This window comes from Streptomyces sp. NPDC001393, assembly GCF_053597455.1.
Genome location: NZ_JBSFIH010000069.1, coordinates 21876 through 38045 on the forward strand (window position 1 = coordinate 21876; position 16170 = coordinate 38045).

Below are 16170 nucleotides of genomic sequence, written 5' to 3' on the forward strand. Positions count from 1 at the left end.
CAACTGTGAGCCAAGGAGAATCCCACCGATGACGAACCCGGCCGAGCGACTGGTCGACCTGCTCGACCTGGAGCAGATCGAGGTCAACATCTTCCGTGGCCGCAGCCCGCAGGAGTCCCTGCAGCGGGTCTTCGGCGGCCAGGTGGCGGGCCAGGCACTGGTCGCCGCCGGACGCACCACGGACGGCGACCGCCCGGTGCACTCGCTGCACGCGTACTTCCTGCGCCCGGGCCGCCCCGGCGTGCCCATCGTGTACCAGGTGGAACGGGTCCGTGACGGGCGCTCGTTCACCACGCGCCGGGTCACGGCCGTGCAGCAGGGCCGCACGATCTTCAATCTGACCGCCTCCTTTCACAAGCCTGAGCAAGGACCGTTCGAGCACCAGCTGCCGCCGGCCCGTGAGGTGCCGGACCCGGAGTCGCTGCCAACGGTCTCCGAGGAGATCCGCAAGCACCTGGGCGCGCTGCCGGAGCAGTTGGAGCGGATGGCGCGTCGCCAGCCCTTCGACATCCGCTATGTCGACCGGCTGCGCTGGAACGCCGAGGACGTCGAAGGGGCCGAGCCACGCAGCGCCGTGTGGATGCGCGCGGTCGGACCGCTCGGCGACGACCCGCTGGTCCACACGTGCGCGCTGACCTACGCCAGTGACATGACCCTCCTGGACGCGGTCCGCATCCCGGTCGAACCGCTGTGGGGGCCGCGGAACTTCGACATGGCCTCGCTGGATCACGCCATGTGGTTCCACCGGCCGTTCCGCGCGGACGAGTGGTTCCTGTACGACCAGGAGTCGCCGATCGCGGTGGGCGGCCGGGGCCTGGCCCGGGGCCGCATCTACAACCTCTCAGGGCAGCTGATCGTGTCCGTGGTCCAGGAGGGACTCTTCCGTAAGCTGGGCTGACCTGCGGTTTCACCGGTCGTTACGACATTGTGGTCGAGTCCACTTCCCGCGAAAGCCCGGGTTGAGGGCCGTGTCGGCCGCTCAGGTCGAGCCGTCCGTCAAGCTCACGCCGTGGGATGTGCTGCACGCGCTGGGGCGTGCCACCGTACTGTCACGGCAGGGCGCCGGGCGCGGGCGGGATTCGCGACTGGCCGAATGATGCCCCTCGGATGGCCGTTGAGCCAATGCCGGGGGCATCTTCGTGCCAGAGTCATCGCAGGTGACGGGGCGACAGCAAGGAGTGGTGCATGGGGGACGGGGGGCGCCGGTGGCACCTCGTGGTGCCGGCCGGCGGAGACGCGCTGCGGCAGGAACGACTCACACGTGACCTGTGCGCCGCCCTGAGTGAGGCAGAGAACCTGGAAGTCGGGTTCGTCGACGGCCAGGCGAAGACGGAGCCCGGTCACAAGGGTGCCGGTGCCGGCGACATCGCGCTGTGGGCGACCACCGCCACCGCCCTCGCCAGGCCCGCTTCCCAGGTCCTGATCACCGCGATCAAGGAATGGTGCGCCAAGGAACGGCACCGCAAGGTCGAGGTCACCTACGACGGGCACACCGTCGCCATCACCGGCCGTCCGGACCCTGCCCAGGAGCGCATGATCCTCGACTTCCTGGACAAGGTCGGCCCGGGCCGGTCCGGCGGACCGGAGGGCGGCGGGGAGTGACCCGACTGGTCAAGCGCCGCGCCCTGCTGATCGGCAACGAGCACTACGACGACAGCCGCTTCCTGCCCCTGCCGTCCACGCGGGCGGACATCTGGGGCCTTGAGCAGGTCCTCAGGCACCGCAACATCGGCGGCTTCGTCTCCATCATCTCCCGCGGCAACCTGACCGCCGACGACATGCGGCTGGCCATCAGCGAGTTCATGGGGGAATGCGAGCCGGACGAACTGGCCCTGGTGTACTTCTCCGGGCATGGCACCCGGCTCGTGCGCGACGGTGGGGAGTTCCACTTCGTCGCCACGGATACCGACTTCGACCGGATCGCAGAGACCGGCGTGAGCGCCGGCTTCGTCAACGAACAGCTGGAGCAGGGCTGGGCCGCACAAAAGGTCATGATGATCGACTGCTGTCGAAGCGGCGGCTTCGCCGTGGGTCTGCGCACCTCCGACCGGCAGCCCGGCTCGGTCGCGAAGTCCGCCGAGCCGGAGCAGCCCCTGCTGACCAGCCGCGGCGTCTACGTGCTGTCCTCCTCCCGGGCCGGTGAGGATTCGTACGCCGACACGGACAGCACCGGCGAGGTGCAGCCGTCCGCCTTCACCGCCGAGGTCATCGAGGCCCTGCGCACCGGCAAGGTGAGCAAGGACGGGAAGGGCGACGTGTCGGTGGAGGACCTCTTCCTCTATGTCAACCGGCGCATGCGGGCCCAAGGTGCCCGCCAGATACCGGTCAAGTTCGCACATGCGGTGGACGACCGCATCGTCATCGCCGACTGCCCCCTCGGCGCCGCGCCGCTGCTCGCCCCACTCACGCGCCAACCCGCCTCGTCCGCCGAACACTCAGCACAGGGGCCCGCTCGCAAGTCCGCGCGGTCTCAGCCAACTTGGCCGCAGCTTCTGGACTACTACCGCGAATGCGTGCTGTCCGACGAGACCGAGACCCCGCTGATGTCGGTGGGCGACCGGGAGACCTCGTACGCCTGTCTCTTAGGCACGGAGCGTTTCCTGTCCGGCGAAGTCGAAGACGACGGCTGCGTCCCCGTCCCCACGGAGGCGGAGGCACTGATCGAGTCGGCCACCGAGCAGGAGGCCGAGCTCTGGGCCGGCTACCCGGCCGTGGTCGTGACCGGACCGCGCGGCGGCCGGCCCTGGCGGCACCCGAAGTTCGCCCCGCTCCTGATCCGCCGCGTGGAGATCGTCTCCCAGGACGGTCAGGTACGGCTCAAGCCCTACGGTCCCGTCCAGCCGCATCCCCAGCTGGCCCGGGACTGGCTGGGCGAGGAGGAGGCGGCTCAGCTCGCCGACACCTTCCAGCCGACGTGGCATCGCGGCCAGCACGACCGCCTGGCCGTCGAGGCGAGAAAACTCCTGATGGAGGAGTTCGAGATACCGTGCGTTCAGGAACTCCATCCTGATCGGCTTGCCGACCGCATCGACATCCACACACCCGGTCACGGCGCACGCAACGCCGCCGTTCTCTTCGCGGCACTGCCCGACACCGCCTACACGAAGAAGCTCCTCGACGACTTCGCCGACATCGCGGGGACGACGGACCGCATCCAGACGACGGCACTCGCAGCCCTCTCCCCCGACCCGTCGGAACGCATCCGCGCGCTGGCCCTGTCGGATGCCGAACCACCTCGCCTGGTGACGCCACTGCCCTGCAACGAGGCCCAGGCTGCCGTGCTGCGCTCCGCGATGACCCGGCGTCTGACCGTCGCCACCGGACCGCCCGGCACCGGAAAGAGCCAGCTCGTGGCCAATCTCCTCGCCACAGCGGTGACCAGCGGGCAGACCGTTCTCGTGGCCTCCAACAACAACGAGGCCGTGGACGAGGTCTGGCGTCGCTGCGAGAAGCTCGTACCGGGAAGCGTCATCCGCACCGGCTCGGCCCGGGCCAAGACCGGGAACTACGTCGAGACCGAGGCCACGGGCCTCCAGTCCCTGCGCACTGCGCCGGACCCCGTGCCCAACGTGACCACCGCGGCCATGGACGTCGACATCGCCGTCGAGCAACTGAAGCGCGGTCGCCGTGACCTCGCCCGAGTCGCCAGGTCCGAGAAGGACCTTCTGCAAGCCGGCCAACTGCGCGAGGAGCACGCCGAACAGCTCGGTCTGCCCGTGTCCGAGCTCACGGAGAAGCTGTCGCAGGCAGGGCGACTGGACGAGCTGGAGGCCAGGGCACGACGGCTCGCTCACGCCCGATTCCTCGGCTCGTGGCGGCGCGGTCGCTTCCTCCAGAAGACGGGCCTGGGGACGTTCGAAGGCGACCGCGTGGAGGGCTGCCTTGCTCTCTCCGCCTTCGCGACCGCCGAAGCATCCTGGCGCAGGGGATACGCGCAGGTCGCCCATGTCGATGACACGGCCCTCGCTACGACGCTCGGCACCGCCGAAGCCGCCGTACAGTCCGCCTCGCGGACCCTCCTGGAAAGCACGGTGCGAACCAAAGCGCGCACCGGACGCCAGCGCATCCTCAACCTCATGACCGCCAGGGACAGCAATCGCACCGACTGGGCCGCCGTTCGCGAAGTACTTCCCGCGGCACCCGGCTGGGCGGTCACCAGTCTCTCCGCACGCCGCTTCCCTCTGGGACCCGCCCTCTTCGACCTGGTCGTCATCGACGAGGCCAGCCAGTGCGCCATCCCGCACGTGCTGCCCCTGCTGTTCCGGGCCCGGCGCGCCCTGGTCATCGGGGACGCGATGCAGCTTCCGCACATCGCGAAGATCACCCCCGAGCGGGAGGCTGTGATCCGCCGCAAGACGGGCCTGCGCTCCGACTGGCTGGAGAAACACCGCCTCGCCCACCGCCGCCACTCTGCGTTCCATGCCGCCGAGCGTGCCGCGGGAGGCACGCTCCTCCTCGACGAGCACTTCCGCTGCCACCCGGACATCGCCGCCGTCTCGAACGATCTCTTCTACGACCGTGGGCTGACCGTCCTCACCGACACTCGCGGTCGGCCGTCCCTGCCCAGGCAGCCGATCTTCTGGTCGCACGTTCCGGGACGGGCCACCCGGCCCCCGTACGGCAGCTCCTGGGTGAACCACGACGAGATCCGGCAGGTGGACAGTTTCGTCCGCGCCCTGCTGGAGCAGCTGCCGGACGAGGCGACCATCGGTGTGGTCACCCCCTTCAAGCCCCAGGCCGACGAACTGCGGGGCCGACTGAAGCAGTACGACCGGCAACGTGTCCGTGTCGGCACCGTGCACACGTTCCAGGGCGGCGAACGCGATGTCATGGTCTTCTCCCTCGTCGCGGGCGAGGGCATGCACGACGGCGCAATCAGCTGGGTCCACCGCCAGCTCAACCTCTGGAACGTCGCCATCACACGAGCCCGCAGCCGCCTCATCGTGGTCGGCGACATGAACCTCTGGCGTGAGCGCGGCGGTGTGGCCGCCGAACTCCTCAACGCCGCCACCACCAGCGGCCCCCGGATCGATGTCCGGGAGGGAGACGACCTGGTGCGGCGTCTGTACCAGGTCATGTCCACGCAGCCAGGAACGACAGTGACGCTCGGCGAGTGCGCCAACGGGCACCCCGCCGACGTACTGGTACACCATCCAGACGCTGCCGATCCAAGCCCCGTACTGCTCGATCGCGGCCCGGACGACGGCAGCGACGAGGCACGCCACCTGCGTCTGATGCTGCGTCGCCGCCAGCTTCTCGACGGAGGCGAAAAGGGCGGCGAGGCCCTGCGGTACCCGGCGTGGAAGCTCTACGACACCAGCACCATCCGACCCTGAGGCGCACCCGCGGCGCCCTTCACTTCCCGTAGGCCTGCTTCCAACGCGTACGGTGCCGGGCGTCTCCCTGACCGCGGCCGTTCACGCGGCTCAGCGACAGCAGGGACGCCCCGTTGTTCCACAGACCGAGGTGACCGCACCTTGGCTCCGAGCAGGTCACGTAACTCACGGCTGGCGATGGTGCTGCTGGGCGCGTACCGCTTGCGCTGGATCACCATCGTCCTGCCGTCAGGGAGACGACCGAGGGCCTCCGCTGACGCCGACGAGCCGGAATCCGTCCACGACGCACAGCCATCTCGCCCATCTCGCCCTCCCCCGCACCGCCCTGAACGAGAGTCTCGACACCCCAGCGCAAGTCAGCCATGGCTGATTCACCGCTGTACCCGCCAAGGTGGCGCCGCAGCGGCCGCCGGATGGGTGATCAGGACTGTGTGAGGCTGCGGCCATGGTCAGCGGCGTAGGCGGCGAAGACCCCCGTCGTGTTCCGCCTGTATGCAGAAAACGCTGGTCGGATGGTGGCGAGACCTTCCAACAGCGAGACCAGGCGAAGCCACCCTGTCCCAGGCCGATCTGCTGCCCAGGGTTGGGCCCGCCTCCGGCGGCGTCCCGCCGGACACAGCGCCTCCCTCGGCCATGACCGGCCAGGACGGCTCGTCGGTGATCCCGAGCCCGTGCTCAGGGTGACGGATGTGCGCGTCGGGGCCGGGAAACACAAGCTTTGCCCGACTCGTCCCGCTTCTGGGCTCGGCTCAGCCGGTGATCTCGATGCGGTGAAGCCTGGTCTTCTCGGCCTTCGGGACGCGCACCGTGAGGACTCGGTTGGTCAGATCCGTTGGTCAGATCCGCGCTGCGTCCCCGGGGCGGCGGCGACCTTCGCCCGGTCAAGAGGCGGGAGGCTTCGATCCGCCCGGAGGCGATCCCCGGAGGGTGGTCAGACGGCGGTGGTATTCCTCCTCGTCGATCTCGCCGCGCGCATACCGTTCGGCCAGGATCTGTTCCGGGCCGCTGCCCGGAGGCGTCTGCGGCCAGGGGTGATGCTCCCTGCCCGGCGGTGTGGGGCGGGCCAGGGCCCTGAAGACCAGGACACCGACGACGATGATCAACGCCCAGAACAGCAGCGTACCGAGCGACATCATGAACCAGACCCAGCCGTTCATGCCGTGGCCGTACCAGAACATCGCATCCGCCCTCCCTTCCCTGGCAATCCCGGGTGCAAGGCCCGCGGGGCAGATCCCTTGACCTCCATGGTCGCTCGCAACCGGGCGAAGGGCGATGGCCAGCCCTATCGTGGAATGCGCGGCGCCGGGATGCCCACGCCGCCCGCTCCACCATGGTCAGGGAAGGGGCGCGCCATGAGGTCGGACCAGCAGTCGCTCCGGCCCCGACTGGACCTGCACGTGAATGCAGAGCCGGGTCGCGTCGCCGATCAGCTCGACCTGCTCTACCGCGCCCAGGAGCGACTGCAGGGCCTGCTGGAGGCCGTTCTGGAGATCAGCCGGGAACTGGAGCTGCCCGAGGTGCTGCGCCAGATCGTGAGTACCGCGATGGAACTCGTCGGCGCTCTGGCTGTGGTGAACGAGCGGCGCACGGGCCTGTCCGAGTTCATCGCGGTGGGGCTCACCGATCAGGAGAGGGCCGATCTGGGCGGTGTCGGGCCGCCGCAGGGGCGGGGATTCCTGGGGTACCTGATTCACCACACCGAGCCCCTGCGGATCGACGAGATCGCCGCCACCCCCTCTCCGCGGGCTTCCCGCCAGGACACCCGCCGATGCGCACCCTGCTGGGTGTGGCGATCAGCGTGCGCGGCGAGATCTACGGAAACCTGTACCTGTCCGAGCGGCGCGACGGGCAGCCCTTCGACGAGCACGACGAGGCTGTGGTCGTAGCCCTTGCCGGTGCCGCGGGCGTGGCCATTGACCATGCCCGCCTCTACGAGCGGGTGCGTAGCGGAGCCGAGCGGTTCCAACGCCTCCTGCTGCCGAGACTGCCCGATCTGAGCCCCTTCACCGCCGCAGCGATCTATCGTCCGGCCACCGCGCCCGCGCACCTGGGCGGGGACTGGACGACGCCGTCCTTCTCCCGGACAAGGCCTGTGCGGCTGTCATCGGCGATGTCGTCGGTCACGACCTGGAGTCGGCGGCCGCCATGGCCCAGACCCGCCACATGCTGCGCGCCCTGCTCTATGACCGGCGCAGTCCGCCCAGTGCCGTCCTCCGCCAGCTCGACCTCACCTTGCAGGCGATCACCGACAACCCCTTCACCACGGCGTGTCTGGCCCGCATCGAGCCCGGCGGGGCCCCTGGACCTTGCGCTGGAGCAGCGCGGGGCATCTCCCGCCGCTGCTGATCACCTCCGGCAGCGAGGCGGTGTACCTGCTTGGCGAGCCTGGCGTACCCCTGGGCGTCGATACCGGCCAGCCCCGTCCCGATCACAGCCGTCCCATGCCGGCGGATTCCACGGTGGTCTTCGGGCCGTGTTCCCGTTTCCAGGGCCGGGTGCCGTCAAACGGCTCCGGGGCGTCGAGCGTCCTGGGGACGGGGCAGCGAAACAGTGAGGGGAGCTGTGGTGGACGAGCACGCGCAGGGTTCGCGTGAGGTGGGGACGTCCGGGATATCTCCACAGCTGCGGCTGGACGTACTGCTGGACGACCTGCAGCAGCAGGTGGCGCAGGTCCGGGCCGCCCGGGACCGCGTCCACACGTTGCTCGACGCGGTCCTGGCCGTGGGCTCCGACCTCGACCTGGAGGTGGTGCTGCACCGCATCGTGGAGTCGGCGGTCACCCTGGTCGACGCCCGGTACGGGGCGCTCGGTGTGCTGGGCGAGGAAGGCACGATCAAGCAGTTCGTCACCGTCGGCATCGATGAGGAGGCCATCGCTCGCATCGGACACTACCCGCGCGGCGAAGGCATCCTGGGCCTGCTCATCCGGCACCCGGAGCCCCTGCGCCTGGCGAACCTGGCCGAGCATCCGGCATCCGCCGGCTTCCCGGCCGGGCACCCGCCGATGACCAGCTTCCTCGGCGCCCCCGTCCGCGTGCGCGACCAGGTCTTCGGCAACCTGTACCTGACGAACAAGAAGAGCGGCGCGGAGTTCGACACCGACGACGAGGCGATGCTGCGCACCCTGGCCGCGGCGGCCGGTGTGGCGATCGACAACGCCCGGCTGTACGACGACGCGCACCGCCGGCAGCGGTGGCTTGCAGCCAGCAACGAGCTGACCCGCAGCCTCCTGTCCGGTGCGGAGCCCGCCGCGGTGCTGGAGTCCTTCACCGCCACCGTGCGGGAGATGGCCGACGCGGACCTGGTCACCCTGGCGGTTCCGGTGGGTGACCATGGCGAGCTGGTCATCGAGGCCGCCTCCGGAGCGAAGGCCGAGGAAGTCCGCGGACTGGTGCTGCCCGCCACGGCATTGGGTACGAAGGTCTACTCGTCCGGGGAGACGATCACCAGCGACGCCGTGAGCGCCGACCCGCGCACCGAGGGCGGCAGCGCCTCGGTGGTGGAGCTGGGACCGGCGTTCTTCGTCCCGCTCGGTACTCGGGAACATGTCCGCGGGGTACTTCAGGTGGCGAACGTACCCGGCCGCTCCCGCTTCACCGACGCCGTGATCGACATGGTCACCGGGTTCGGCAACCAGGCCGCCCTGGCACTGGACGTCGCCGAACACCGGCGCGACACCGAGCGCATGGTCGTACTCGACGACCGCGACAGAATCGCCCGTGACCTGCACGACCTGGTCATCCAGCGGCTGTTCGCCGGCGCACTGTCGCTGCAGTCGACGCTGGGCAGGGTCTCCGACCGTCCGCAGGTGAGCGAGCGGATCCAACGGGTCGTGGACGACCTCGACGACACCATCAAAATCATCCGTACCACCATCTACGGTCTGCGCGAACACGATCAGGCCCGCGGCGGCAGCGGGCTGCGCGCCCAGCTGGTGACGGCCACCGAACGGGCCACCGAATCGCTCGGCTTCGCCCCGGCGCTGCGCATGACCGGGCTGCTGGACACCGCCGTGTCCGCCGACCAGGCCGAGCAGCTGCTGGCGGTGCTCGGTGAGGCACTGTCCAACGCCGCCCGGCACGCGCACGCCAGCACCGTCGACGTCACCGCGGAGGTCGCCGATACCGAGCTGAAGCTGCGGGTGGCGGACAATGGCCGCGGAATCGACCCGGCGGTCACCCGGCGCAGCGGCTTGGCCAACCTACGCAAACGTGCGGAGGAGTTGGGCGGCAGCTTCAGCGTCTCGGCGCACCAGCCGAGCGGCACCGTCGTCGCGTGGGTCGTTCCGCTCCCGGCAACAGGCTGACGGGGCCGCCGCCACGATGTCGATCCCTCCCCGCCCCGACCAGCCGCGACGCGAACGTCGGTCTTGAGTTCCAACTCCTGCTCGACGAAGTCGTGGTCAGCCTTGATCTACTGGAAGGCCGCGGCCAGCGGTACCTGGTGGGAGCGCCAGGTGACCTCCAGAGGCAGGCCGTCGCCGGTGACGTGCACGGGGGCGTGTCCGTAGCCGCGCAGCAGGTCGTCGAGTTCGTGCTCGGGGAGTCGGGACAGCACGGCCGGGTTGGCGATCTTGTAGCCGTTGAGGAGCAGGATCGGTAGGGCCGCACCTTCGTTGACGGGGTCGAGGAATTTGTTGGAGTGCCAGGAGGCGGCCAGCGGGCCGGTCTCCGCCTCGCCGTCACCGATCACGCAGGCGACCAACAGGCCGGGATTGTCGAGGGCGGCGCCGTAGGCGTGGGTGAGCGAGTAGCCGAGCTCGCCGCCCTCGTGGATCGAGCCCGGCGTCTCCGGTGCGACATGGCTGGGCACCCCGCCGGGAAAGGAGAACTGCTTGAACAGCCGGGCGGCCATGCCCGCCGCGTCCCGCGTGATGTCCGGACAGGTCTCGGTGTACGAGCCCTCCAGCCAGGAGTTGGCCAGCACGGCCGGACCACCGTGACCCGGTCCCCAGATGCACAGGGCGTCCAGGCCGCGACGGCGAGGTAGTTCGCGGCGCGCCAGTGGGCGTCCAGCGCGCGGGCGGCGACGACGCCGTTGCGGTTGACCGCCTCGATCCAGTCGTGCGTTGGCGGCGAACTCCAGGGCGGCGGGCCGCCTTCTCCGCGTCCACGCCGGTGATGGCCGCCTGCCACGCCGGGGTGTACGGCTCCTCAGCGTCGTCGTAGCCCGTGGGCCGGCGGCCGGGCAGACCGTCGCGGGCCACGCCGTACTGGGCCAGCAGCAGGTCGTAGACCGTGGTCACCGTACGTCCGCCGAGCCGGTGCACCGGCACTCCCCGCCGCAGCTTCCCCGCGCTGCCGTCCGGGGCGTCGAAGCAAGGCAGTTCGACGCTGACCGGGACCTCGTCGCTGTCTCCAGCGGACAGCAGCGGGTCGATGCCGTCCAGGTCGAGCTTGCACATCCCGGCGCCCGTCTCGCCGAAGCGGTCGTCGAGGGTGCCGCCCGGCACCACGGGCCGGGTCGCCCTGCTCACCTCCGAGGGCTTCACCGCCGCCCGGCGGCGACCGCCGATGGCCCTGCTCGAACCGCGCCGGCTCATCGCCGACGAGGGCCTCGCCAACGCCGTGGCGACCGACGGGAAGGCCCGCAGCATCTCGGCCGGCACCTGCATGGGCGCACTGCGGGAGTGGGTGGCAAGCCAGTCGCTGTTGGCGCGCGACAGCGTCGTCGACGGTGGTGTCGGGGCCGGCGGATGCGTGCGGTGGGTCCGACACGGGGATCACCCGTCCCCCTGCCGTGTGAGCTGCTTCTGCAGATTCGGCTCTCGATAAAATGAGTGAGCCGGAGACGTACACCTGAGCAGCAGGGGAACGGGCCCACCAATCCGCACTCGCGGGTGGGTCGGCCGGTGGAGAGGGATGGCCATGCGAACGAACATCATCCGGCACGAGGACATGATGGCCAGCTACGACGTGGTGAACGGGTGGACCGTTGTCGAGGTCGACGGTGACCTGGACGCCCACACCTCCCCCATGATCCGTGAAGCGGTGATCAAGCTCCTCGATGAGGAGCACCGGCACTTCGTCCTGGATCTGGGCTTCGTTCCCTTTATGGATTCGATGGGGCTGGGCGTGATCGTGGCGGTGACGAAACGCATCCGCGAACACGAAGGCTCGCTGCGCATCGCATCCGCCTCCGGCCGGATACTGCGGATCTTCGACCTCAGCGGCATGCGCGAGAGCTACGAGTTCTACGACTCGTCGCAGGAGGCGACGCGATCCGCTCCCTCGCGCGGCGGCCTCGTGCACTGGCCCCACCCCTCCACCAGTTGAGGAACCGCGGCACCGGGCTCTGGAAGGGCAGTCCCGATCAGTACGGTCGGAGGGGCGACCGTCTCATCGGGCTGGGCCGTCCGGGATGCGCAGGGCGAGGACGGCCACGTCGTCGTCGAACACCTGCCGGCTTTGGGTGATCAGGGTGTCGCACAACTTCTCCAGCGGTTCCCGGGCCAGGCGGGCAGCGTTCTCGGCCAGGTCGTGCAGCCCCGTGTCGATGTCCTGGTCGCGGCGCTCGACCAGCCCGTCGGTGAACAGCAACAGGGTGGCACCTGGCGGAAGCGGGTGCGCGTGGTTGAACCGTGGGACGGACGCGTCGATGCCCACCGGGATCCCGTGCCGGGCGGGCGCCAGGTAGCAGGTGCTGCCGTCCGGCCCGATCAGCAGCGGAGGCGGATGCCCGGCGTTGCTCCAGCCGAAGGTGTATCCCTCACGAGTCCGTTCGAGGCGGCCGAACACCAGGGTGGCGGTCGGCGGGTCCTCGAACATGGTCAGGGCGCGGTCCAGGCGCGACACGACCAGGCCGGGCGGCTCACACCGGTCGAAGGCGAGAGCCCGCAGCATGTTGCGGATCTGTCCCATCAGCGGGGCGGCCTCCACGGCGTGGCCGGTCACGTCGCCCACCACCACACAGGTGGCGCCATCGGGCAGGACCATGGCGTCGTACCAGTCCCCGCCGAGCTTGGGCAGCTCGGATGCGGGCTCGTAGCGGGCCGCGGCCTTCAGGGGCGCCAGGTCCGGAAGGACGGGCAGCATGCGGCGCTGGAAGTGTTCGGCGGCGCGTTTGAGGTGCTCGTACAGGCGGGCGTTCTCGATGCTGACGCCCGCGGCACTGGCCAGGGCGGTCAGCAGGTGCTCGTCATCGTCGTCGAAGGGCGTGCCGTCCGTCTTGTCGGCGAGGTAGAGGTCGCCGTAGACGGTCCCGCGCACCATCAGCGGAACGCCCAGCAGGGTCCGCATGACCGGATGCCCGGCCGGAAAGCCCGCGGAACGGGGGTGCGCGGCCACATCCGCAACACGCAACGGCTGCCGGTCGTCCACCATGGTGTGCAGCAGGCCATGGCCCTGTGGCAGGCCCATGGCGGCGCACAGGCGCGGGGCGTCGACACCCACGGTGATCAGGTCGGTGACCTTGCCGCTCTCCGAGAGCACGCCCAGGGCACCGTAACGGGCGCCGACGAGGTCGGTGGCCGCTTCCACGATGTGGTGCAGCACGGCGCGGGTGTCCATGTCGGCGCTGATCGCCGCGACCACACCCAGCAGCTGCCACAGACGTTGCGGGCCGAGACCGAGCCGCAATGCATCGGGGGCCGCTCCGTCCCCGGCCGCCTGCGACGGCTCGCCGACCAGCGGGGCCCCGGACCGCGGGCTGTCGTAGGACCGCCGACCCGGATCGTGCGCCATGGTGAGAGACCTCCTGGCGCCGTCCGACGCCGTCATCACCTCGCCCTTCCTTGCCACCCTACGCGCTCACCCGACCGTGAGCAGACACCGCCGCCACACGGCGGGCAACGCGGTGACCAGCGTGTCTGCCGGTAGGTGCTCCTTCGGCTCCCTCAGCCGAAACGCCCCACCCGGCCCGGACCCGAAGGCGGCGCCGCGGGCACCACCGGCGCCACATCGCCGTCCGTTTCTGCCCCGGAAAGGACACAGCGCCGTGCAGAAGCTCTCGCTCGACGCCCGTGTCCGCGAGCACCCGGAACGGGCCGCTGCGAGACCGCCGAGCAGCCGTCGGGACGCCGCCATGCTCGCCTGGCCACCGGGCAGTTGGTCCACCAGGCGTCAGTTGGAGACCTCGCCCTCGGGGGCGTCGGCGACGCTCGCCACCCGCTTGACGGTGATGCGCCGCAGGCGGTCGCCGGGAGCGTTGGACAGGCTGTACTGGCGGGTCTGGCGGATGCCGTCCGGCATGAGCACCCGCACGCTGACGTACTGGCCGGCCCGCGCCTGGGGCAGGGGGCCGTCGTCGGCCGGGCGCAGCAGGAAGGAGACCACGTCCGGGGTTTCCTCCCGGCGCTCCACCACGGTCCACTGGCGCCACGGCTTGCGCGGGTCCACCTGCGCCTCCTGGTAGAGGCGGGCCTCCTGGGCTATGAGAGCGCCGGCCATCAGCCAGTACACCTCGTCCCAGGCCGCGGCCACGTCCGGGGTGACCGCCTCACCGAGTACGTCGGCGATGGCGCGGAAGAGGTACTTGTGGACGATCGTGTACTGGTCCTCGGTGACGCCGAGCGCGGCGTGCTTGTGGGCGATGCGCGCGAGCAGGGCGTCCGGGCAGGCGTCGGGGCTGGCCAGCAGGGCCTGGGCGAAGCCGGCGATGGATCCGGCCAGCGCACGGCGCTGGTCGCCGCTGGCCTGGTTGCCGCGGTTGAACAGGCCGTCCAGCAGTTCGGGTTGTTCGGCGAACATGGTGTCGTAGAAGCGTGTGGTGATCTCGTCCAGGGCGCCGCCGACGGCAGGCAGGGTGGCGCGAACGGCGGCGGCCGACTCGGGCGAAAGCACGGAACTCCTCCGGGATGTATGCACGTAGAAGGGCGGCGTTCACCGTCACAGCGGGGATCCGTCGTGCGGGACCGACCGGCACATCGACCCGCCACCGCCGTCGCGCTTGTCGCGGATCAGCTCGGGAGCGGCGTCGTCACTGCCGTAGGCTCGGCGGTCTTCGAACCGAGGGTGAGGAACGCGTAGTCACCGTCCCCGAGGTCGTACGTGCCGTGCTGCCCTGCGCGGTCGAGGTGCAGGCGTCGCACCCGCCGGCTGCCGTCCTCCTCGGTGACGAAGTCGACGTCGGTGACCCGCACGCCGTGCTCGAAGCGCCCCCCGCGCTCCTCCAGCCGGGGCTTCGGAGTCACCCGATACGTGCGCTCTATGAGCTGGCGGGCGGCGACGTCGCGGAGCTCCTCGCCGCCGCACGGCGGATCCTGGCCGTTCTGCTGGCCGGGCGGCAGGACCTGCTGGACGAACTACGCGAGGCGGAGACACCACGGTGAGCAGCGGGCATGGGTTCCGACTGCCGTGGAGAAAGGGCAGACCCGTGGCAGCCATGGAGCATGTTCCGACACCGGTACGACGTCACCTCGCCTCGGTGACGACGGGCCCGGAGGCCGCACGACGAACCCGGGAAGCGGTGGCCCGGCACCTGCCCACGGTCGGCGTAGCGGCGAACTCGGCGTTCGCCGACGCGGTGTTGCTGGTCGTGAGCGAGTTGGTAACGCACGTGCTGCGGCACGCCCCTCGCTCGCCGGCCATCGACGTGGGGGTAACGATCGCGCCGGACAGTTGGTGGTCAGCGTCGCGGACGCCGAGCCGACACAGCCGGACCTCAGCGACGAGGGCATGGGCACGGGACTGCGCATGGTGGCCGAACTCGCCGCCGACTACGACGGCGACGTCAGATGTCTGAAGTGATCGCTGTTGTGGGACACCCTGACCTCACCGCGCCCACGTTGGAGATGCTGGAGGAGGAACTGCGTCGGCGCCTGGTCGAGTTCGCACGGGCGGGCAAGGCGGGACTGGTGCGTGCCGGGCAGGGTCTGCCGGTCGCCTTCGGGCGGGCTGCCCGCGCCGCGGGACTGGCGCTGGTGACCGTCCTGCCCTCCAGGAACGGCGTGCCCGACGTGCTCGCGTCGCGCGACCGCAAGGCGGCCGGGGAACTGCTGTTGCTGTCGGAGCAGGTGCGACTACTGGAGTACGACCCGTCCGACCGCGGTGCCTGTGTGGGCGCGGACGAGAACCTGCTGCGCTCCTGCGCCAGGCTTCTGGCGGTGTGGGACGGCTCCCCGTCCAACGGCCGGGACGCCACTGCCCATCTCGTGGCCTTCGCCCGCAGCAGCGGCATCGACGTCGAGGTTCTGTGGCCAGATGGAGCCGGCCGCATGGCACCGGTCCAGCAGAAGTCATGAGGGGCTGGAGCGCGGCACAATGCCCCGACCCCGACCGTCAGAGGTCGTTGCCTGCGTAGGAGAGATTGAAGCTCTTGTTGGTCAGCGGGAAGTCGGGGACGATCGTGTCCGCGAGCGCGACCGGCAGAGCGGGCCAGTTGAAGAAGGACGGGTCGACCGGCTTGACCCGGGTCAGGGTGCCGTCGGGGGCGAGTTCGACGCGGGTGGCGATGGTGCCGCGCCAGCCCTCGACCAGGCCCACGCCAGTGCCCGGGCCTGCTCCGGGCGAGGGCTGGGCCGCGAGTTTCGCCCCGGGGGACAGTCCGTCGGCGAACTGCTCGATCAGGGCGAAAGAGGTCTCGATCTCCTCGGCGCGGACGAGGAAGCGGGCCAGGACGTCGCCGCTGTCGTGGACGGGTACGTCGAGCCCGGTGTCGTACGGCGTGAAGGGATGCGCGACGCGGGCGTCGTACGCGAGGCCGCTGGCGCGGGCGACGTAGCCGAGGCAGCCGATCTCCCGCGCGGCACTCGTCTCCGCGGCGAGGGCGAGCAGGCTCATGTGCTCCATGGACGAGTAGGCCAGCATCCGCTTGTAGTCGCGCTGGGCGAGCAGCAGCCCGGCCGCGAGGGCGAGGGTGAGCAGGGCGATCCCGGCCAGCAGGACCCGGGTGAAACC

General features: G+C 70.3%; 12 protein-coding genes and 4 pseudogenes. 10 read left to right on the forward strand and 6 right to left on the reverse strand.

Annotated features, from left to right (window positions below; translation table 11 throughout):
- Window positions 1-28 precede the first annotated feature (28 nt).
- From ACWC2T_RS40495 to ACWC2T_RS40505, 3 genes are all read left to right on the forward strand, one after another.
- Complete coding sequence (locus tag ACWC2T_RS40495; RefSeq protein WP_450675304.1) at window positions 29-898, forward strand: acyl-CoA thioesterase; 870 nt, start codon at window positions 29-31, stop codon at window positions 896-898.
- Window positions 899-1185: 287 nt separating this feature from the next.
- Window positions 1186-1602, forward strand: coding sequence for a hypothetical protein (locus tag ACWC2T_RS40500; RefSeq protein ID WP_450675305.1), 417 nt, complete (start codon window positions 1186-1188; stop codon window positions 1600-1602).
- Window positions 1599-5336 carry a caspase, EACC1-associated type gene (locus ACWC2T_RS40505; protein ID WP_450675306.1) on the forward strand — a complete coding sequence of 1246 codons (3738 nt, stop codon included), beginning with the start codon at window positions 1599-1601 and terminating at the stop codon, window positions 5334-5336. The genes ACWC2T_RS40500 and ACWC2T_RS40505 overlap by 4 nt, the downstream gene beginning before the upstream one ends.
- A gap of 881 nt (window positions 5337-6217) precedes the next feature.
- Here the strand turns inward: ACWC2T_RS40505 and ACWC2T_RS40510 are convergent.
- Window positions 6218-6514, reverse strand: a complete 297-nt coding sequence (locus ACWC2T_RS40510) for an SHOCT domain-containing protein (RefSeq protein WP_450675307.1) — start codon at window positions 6512-6514, stop codon at window positions 6218-6220.
- A gap of 174 nt (window positions 6515-6688) precedes the next feature.
- On the opposite strand from ACWC2T_RS40510, the pseudogene ACWC2T_RS40515 reads away from it, so the two are divergent.
- Window positions 6689-7804, forward strand: a pseudogene (locus ACWC2T_RS40515) (PP2C family protein-serine/threonine phosphatase); the annotation flags it as partial.
- A gap of 97 nt (window positions 7805-7901) precedes the next feature.
- Window positions 7902-9641, forward strand: a complete 1740-nt coding sequence (locus ACWC2T_RS40520; RefSeq protein ID WP_450675308.1) for a GAF domain-containing protein — start codon at window positions 7902-7904, stop codon at window positions 9639-9641.
- Between the two features lie 119 nt (window positions 9642-9760).
- Here ACWC2T_RS40520 and ACWC2T_RS40525 read toward each other — a convergent pair.
- Window positions 9761-10318: pseudogene (locus ACWC2T_RS40525) on the reverse strand (phosphoketolase family protein); the annotation flags it as partial.
- Between the two features lie 413 nt (window positions 10319-10731).
- Here ACWC2T_RS40525 and ACWC2T_RS40530 point away from each other — a divergent pair.
- Both ACWC2T_RS40530 and ACWC2T_RS40535 read left to right on the forward strand, forming a co-directional pair.
- The gene (locus tag ACWC2T_RS40530; protein ID WP_450675309.1) at window positions 10732-11109 is read left to right on the forward strand and encodes a hypothetical protein; all 378 of its coding nucleotides are present in this window, start codon (window positions 10732-10734) and stop codon (window positions 11107-11109) included.
- A 93-nt stretch (window positions 11110-11202) separates the two neighbouring features.
- Window positions 11203-11610 carry an STAS domain-containing protein gene (locus tag ACWC2T_RS40535; RefSeq protein ID WP_450675310.1) on the forward strand — a complete coding sequence of 136 codons (408 nt, stop codon included), beginning with the start codon at window positions 11203-11205 and terminating at the stop codon, window positions 11608-11610.
- A 63-nt stretch (window positions 11611-11673) separates the two neighbouring features.
- On the opposite strand, the gene ACWC2T_RS40540 is transcribed toward ACWC2T_RS40535, so the two are convergent.
- From ACWC2T_RS40540 to ACWC2T_RS40550, 3 genes and pseudogenes are all read right to left on the reverse strand, one after another.
- Entirely contained in the window at window positions 11674-13017 is a 1344-nt protein-coding gene (locus ACWC2T_RS40540; protein WP_450675311.1) for a PP2C family protein-serine/threonine phosphatase, read from the reverse strand.
- A gap of 381 nt (window positions 13018-13398) precedes the next feature.
- A pseudogene (locus ACWC2T_RS40545) lies at window positions 13399-14115 on the reverse strand (globin domain-containing protein); the annotation flags it as partial.
- 116 nt (window positions 14116-14231) lie between these two features.
- A complete protein-coding gene (locus tag ACWC2T_RS40550) occupies window positions 14232-14414 on the reverse strand; it encodes a hypothetical protein (RefSeq protein WP_450675312.1) in 183 nt (60 codons plus the stop codon).
- A gap of 63 nt (window positions 14415-14477) precedes the next feature.
- Here ACWC2T_RS40550 and ACWC2T_RS40555 point away from each other — a divergent pair.
- The 3 genes and pseudogenes from ACWC2T_RS40555 to ACWC2T_RS40565 form a co-directional block, all read left to right on the forward strand.
- Window positions 14478-14603: pseudogene (locus ACWC2T_RS40555) on the forward strand (transcriptional regulator); the annotation flags it as partial.
- 292 nt (window positions 14604-14895) lie between these two features.
- Window positions 14896-15021, forward strand: a complete 126-nt coding sequence (locus ACWC2T_RS40560) for a hypothetical protein (protein WP_450675313.1) — start codon at window positions 14896-14898, stop codon at window positions 15019-15021.
- Entirely contained in the window at window positions 15009-15515 is a 507-nt protein-coding gene (locus ACWC2T_RS40565; protein ID WP_450675314.1) for a hypothetical protein, read from the forward strand. Before ACWC2T_RS40560 ends, ACWC2T_RS40565 begins: the two co-directional genes overlap by 13 nt.
- Before the next feature lie 37 nt (window positions 15516-15552).
- Here the strand turns inward: ACWC2T_RS40565 and ACWC2T_RS40570 are convergent.
- Window positions 15553-16170 (reverse strand): NADH-quinone oxidoreductase subunit D-related protein (locus ACWC2T_RS40570; protein ID WP_450675315.1); only part of this gene is annotated, 618 nt, incomplete at its 5' end.

Excerpts from the sequence above, each read along its gene's own strand:
- ACWC2T_RS40565 (WP_450675314.1), top strand. The coding sequence starts at position 15,009 with ATGTCTGAAGTGATCGCTGTTGTGGGACACCCTGACCTCACCGCGCCC.
- ACWC2T_RS40510 (WP_450675307.1), bottom strand. The coding sequence starts at position 6,514 with ATGTTCTGGTACGGCCACGGCATGAACGGCTGGGTCTGGTTCATGATG.
- ACWC2T_RS40540 (WP_450675311.1), bottom strand. The coding sequence starts at position 13,017 with ATGGCGCACGATCCGGGTCGGCGGTCCTACGACAGCCCGCGGTCCGGG.
- ACWC2T_RS40495 (WP_450675304.1), top strand. The coding sequence starts at position 29 with ATGACGAACCCGGCCGAGCGACTGGTCGACCTGCTCGACCTGGAGCAG.
- ACWC2T_RS40535 (WP_450675310.1), top strand. The coding sequence starts at position 11,203 with ATGCGAACGAACATCATCCGGCACGAGGACATGATGGCCAGCTACGAC.
- ACWC2T_RS40500 (WP_450675305.1), top strand. The coding sequence starts at position 1,186 with ATGGGGGACGGGGGGCGCCGGTGGCACCTCGTGGTGCCGGCCGGCGGA.